We start from the raw sequence: 3,779 nt of genomic DNA, 5'->3' as shown, positions 1-3,779 counted from the left end.
CCGGAAGAAAAAGGCAGGCGCTTCCCCTGGAAATTGTGTCAGACCAAGCTGCCACATAGGGGCGTCAGCGACCGTCATCCGGATGCAACACTAGAGCGCCACACGTCCTTCGGGACGAGCGCCGCTCGCACGACTTTTAAACAGGGGTAGGACATGAAAACTGAACTCGATTATCTCGCCGAACTCGCCGGTCACGGCCGGATATCGCGCCGTGCCTTTCTTGGGCGCGCCGCCGCGCTCGGCGTATCGGCGGCCATGATGCCGGCGCTGGCCGGCAAGGCATTTGCCCAGACGGCGGTGAAGGGCGGTATCATCAAGGCTGGCCTGCAGGGCGGGGAATCCACCAACAGCCTCGATCCGGCGCTGAATCTCAGCCAGGTAACCTTCAGCTTTGGCAAGCTTTGGGGCGAGTATCTTGTGCGCCTCACACCGGACAACAAGCTGGTCAACCTGATTGCCGAAGAGATTGGCGCCTCAGCCGACGCCAAGACATGGACGATCAAGATCCGCGATGGCATCGAGTTCCACAATGGCAAGACGGTCGGCGCGGAGGACGTTGCCGCCACCATCGAGCGCCATGCGGACGAGAAGTCCAAGTCCGGAGCACTCGGCATCCTCAAGAACATCAAGGGCGTCAAGGCGAGCGGCAAGGAAGTCATCGTCACGCTCGGCGACGCCGATGCCGACTTCCCCTATCTGATGGCCGACTACCATCTCGTCATCCAGCCGAATGGCGGCAAGGACGATCCGAATGCCGGCATCAGCGCCGGACCCTACAAGGTTAGCGTCAACCAGCCAGGCGTGCGCCATGGCGGCGAGCGTTTCGCCAATTACTGGCTTGGCGACAAGGCCGGCCATGCCGACCAGGTCGAGATCATCGTCATCAATGATGCGACCGCACGGCTTGCAGCCTTGCAAGGCGGCCAGGTGCACATGATCAACCGCGTCGAACCCAAGGTCGTCGATCTGGTCAAGCGCATCGCGGGCGTTTCCATCGAGAACGTCTCGGGCAAGGGCTACTATCCGTTCAACATGTTCTGCGACACCGCACCTTTCGACAGCAACGATCTGCGCATGGCGCTGAAGCTAGCCATGGACCGCGACGAGATGCTGGAAAAGATCCTGCGCGGCTATGGCTCGGTGGGTAACGACTTCCCGATCAACGAGGCCTATCCGCTGTTTTCCGCCGATATCGAACAGCGCAAGTTCGATCCGGACAAGGCGGCGGCAGCCTACAAGAAATCAGGCCACAGCGGCTCGATCGTGCTGCGCACCTCGGACGTCGCCTTCCCGGGCGCCGTCGATGCCGCACAGCTCTATCAGCAGTCCTGCGCCAAAGCCGGCATCAAGATCGAGATCAAGCGCGAACCCGGCGACGGCTACTGGTCGGAGGTCTGGAACAAGCAGCCTTTCTCGCTCTCCTACTGGGGCGGACGCGCCACGCAGGACCAGATGTATTCCACCGGCTATGTCTCGACCGCCGACTGGAACGACACGCGCTTCAAGCGGCCGGAATTCGACAAGATGCTGTTTACCGCGCGCGGCGAGCTCGACCAGGCCAAGCGCCAGGCGATCTACCACGATATGGCAGTGATGATGCGTGACGAAGGCGGGCTGATCGTGCCCTTCTTCAACCAGTTCATCGACGCGGCCGCCACCAACAAGATCGGCGGCTATGCCAAGAGCCCTATCGGCGAAATGATGGACGGCTACGCGCTTGCCGAGTGCTGGCTCAACGCTTGAGCGGACCCTGATCGTCCGATTTCATCTATCAGAACGCCGTGTGCCCGGGACGGCACACGGCGTTCCCGTTTCAACCGCCAACCGCATGGAGCAGCCCGTGGCGCTCAAATCCAAGCTTCTGCTGATCATCCTCGATGGCGTGCCTTACCGGAACTGGCGCCGGCTGATGGGCAATCTCGAAGGCTGGGTGCAATCGGGCGAGGCGCAGGTCTGGAAGATGCGCTCGGTGCTGCCGTCGACCTCGGCCTGCTGCTATGCCTCGATCCACACCGGGGTTTCGCCGCAGGTGCACGGGATTCTCTCCAATGAGAACCGTTTCCGCGTCGAGCAGCCCGATATCTTCTCCGAGGTCAGCAAGGCAGGCGGCAAGACGGGGGCGGTGACCCATTCCTACTGGTCGGAATTCTTCCGCGCCTACCCGTTCGACCTGGTGGAGGGCATGGAATTCGACGAGCCAGGCGGGCCGATCACGCATGGCCGCTTCCACACCATGACCGGTTACAATCTCCGCAACCAGATGACGCCGAGCGATGTCGACCTGTTCGCGACGCTGACCATGCTGACGAAACGCCATGGCATCGACTACGGCATCCTGCACACCTGCACGCTGGATTCGATGGGACACCGCTTCGGCCACGACTGCCACGAGATGGACCATGCCGTCTATGCGATGGACGGCATGCTGGCCGCCTTCCTGCCACGCTGGATCGAAGCCGGCTATGAGGTGATCGTCACCGCCGATCACGGCCAGACCGATCGTGGCCATCACGGCGGCCATGACGACGAGATGCAGGATTTCGCGCTGTATTATTTTGGACAAGGCAAAGGGCCGGATGCGGACACACTACTCGACCAGCTGCAGCTGGCGCCGACGGTGCTGAGCCGACTGGGCGTTCCCGTGCCCGCGACGATGAAGGCGAAGTCTTTCTTGGAGTGAGAAGCGGTCCGCGAAGCTCTTCCCTTCTGCCCTTGTGGGAGAAGGAAGAGGCGCACCTCTGGCAACCTCCGCGCTCTTCGGTTAGCCTCCGCAAAATTCCTTGGCGGAGGATGAACCTTTTTGGGCCGATCAGCGACAGAGCAGACAGGAGCCAGGCGGCTCGACCGGCCATGACGGCAGCGACGGAGACCGATCGCGCGCTTGTCGACCGGGTCGCGAAGGGCGACCGAGCCGCCGTGCGGCTCCTGTTCATGCGTCACCACGCGCGGGTCTACCGCTTCGTGGCGCGCCAGACGGGATCGGAAATGATGGCCGACGATATCGCCAACGAAGTCTTCCTCGAGTTGTGGCGCCAGGCGCCCGGCTTCGAAGGGCGTTCCGAAGTCTCGACATGGCTGCTCGGCATTGCCCGTTTCAAGGCGCTGTCCTTTCTGCGCAAGAAGAAGGAAGACTGGATCGACGACGAGGCCGCCGCCGCGGTGCCCGACGGCGCCGACACGCCGGAAGTCGTCACCATGAAGGAAGACAAGGCGGCCGCCCTGCGGCGCTTCGTCGACGCCTTGCCGGAAGAGCATCGCGTCGTCATCGATCTTGCCTATTATCACGGGCAGTCGGTGAGCGAGATCAGCGAGGTGCTCGACATTCCGGTCGCCACCGTCAAGACCCGGATGTTCTACGCCCGCAAGAAACTCGGCGAGGCTCTCAAGGCCGCCGGTTACGACAGGGGGTGGCCATGAGCGCCGCTGAAAAGATGTCGCGCCGCGACGAAATGGAAACGCTGCTGCCGTTCTACCTGAACGGCTCGCTGGAAGGTTCCGACCTGGAAGCGGTCGAGGAATGGCTGGCCAGCGATCCGGCCGCACTTGCCGCCCTTGGCGAAGCTGAAGCCGAATTCTCCGGCGCCACGGCCGCCAACGAAGCAATCCGGCCGCCGGCCGATGCGCTCAGCCGCTTTGCCAAGGCACTCGACGCCGAGGCCGGGCCTGCGCGCAAGCCGGCAGGATCGTCCTGGCTGGCGCAGGCCTGGGGCCGCTTTATGGCGGTGCCGGTCGGCGTCGCCTGGGCGGCAGCCGCGGTTCTGCTGGCGCTGGTCATGGTG

General features: G+C 63.1%; 3 protein-coding genes and 1 pseudogene. All 4 read left to right on the top strand.

Annotated elements, in window-relative coordinates; all coding sequences use genetic code 11:
- Window positions 1–153: 153 nt before the first annotated feature.
- Window positions 154–1,743 (top strand): ABC transporter substrate-binding protein, encoded by a 1,590-nt coding sequence (locus EN969_RS20950; protein ID WP_024501943.1) that lies wholly within the window; start codon window positions 154–156, stop codon window positions 1,741–1,743.
- Window positions 1,744–1,840: 97 nt separating this feature from the next.
- The gene (locus EN969_RS20945) at window positions 1,841–2,680 is read left to right on the top strand and encodes an alkaline phosphatase family protein (RefSeq protein ID WP_024501944.1); all 840 of its coding nucleotides are present in this window, start codon (window positions 1,841–1,843) and stop codon (window positions 2,678–2,680) included.
- A 170-nt stretch (window positions 2,681–2,850) separates the two neighbouring features.
- A complete protein-coding gene (locus tag EN969_RS20940; RefSeq protein WP_027163789.1) occupies window positions 2,851–3,417 on the top strand; it encodes a sigma-70 family RNA polymerase sigma factor in 567 nt (188 codons plus the stop codon).
- Window positions 3,414–3,779: pseudogene (locus tag EN969_RS20935) on the top strand (anti-sigma factor); the annotation flags it as partial. The gene EN969_RS20940 and the pseudogene EN969_RS20935, both read left to right, overlap by 4 nt.

The organism is Mesorhizobium sp. M7A.F.Ca.CA.003.01.2.1 (assembly GCF_003998945.1).
In the GTDB taxonomy this organism is placed as follows: domain Bacteria; phylum Pseudomonadota; class Alphaproteobacteria; order Rhizobiales; family Rhizobiaceae; genus Mesorhizobium; species Mesorhizobium ciceri.
The sequence above is the reverse complement of the archived record's forward strand: the minus strand, read 5'-3'. Positions and strand labels throughout refer to the sequence as shown.

Coding starts and splice junctions, on each gene's coding strand:
- EN969_RS20950 (WP_024501943.1), top strand. CDS start 154: ATGAAAACTGAACTCGATTATCTCGCCGAACTCGCCGGTCACGGCCGG.
- EN969_RS20940 (WP_027163789.1), top strand. CDS start 2,851: ATGACGGCAGCGACGGAGACCGATCGCGCGCTTGTCGACCGGGTCGCG.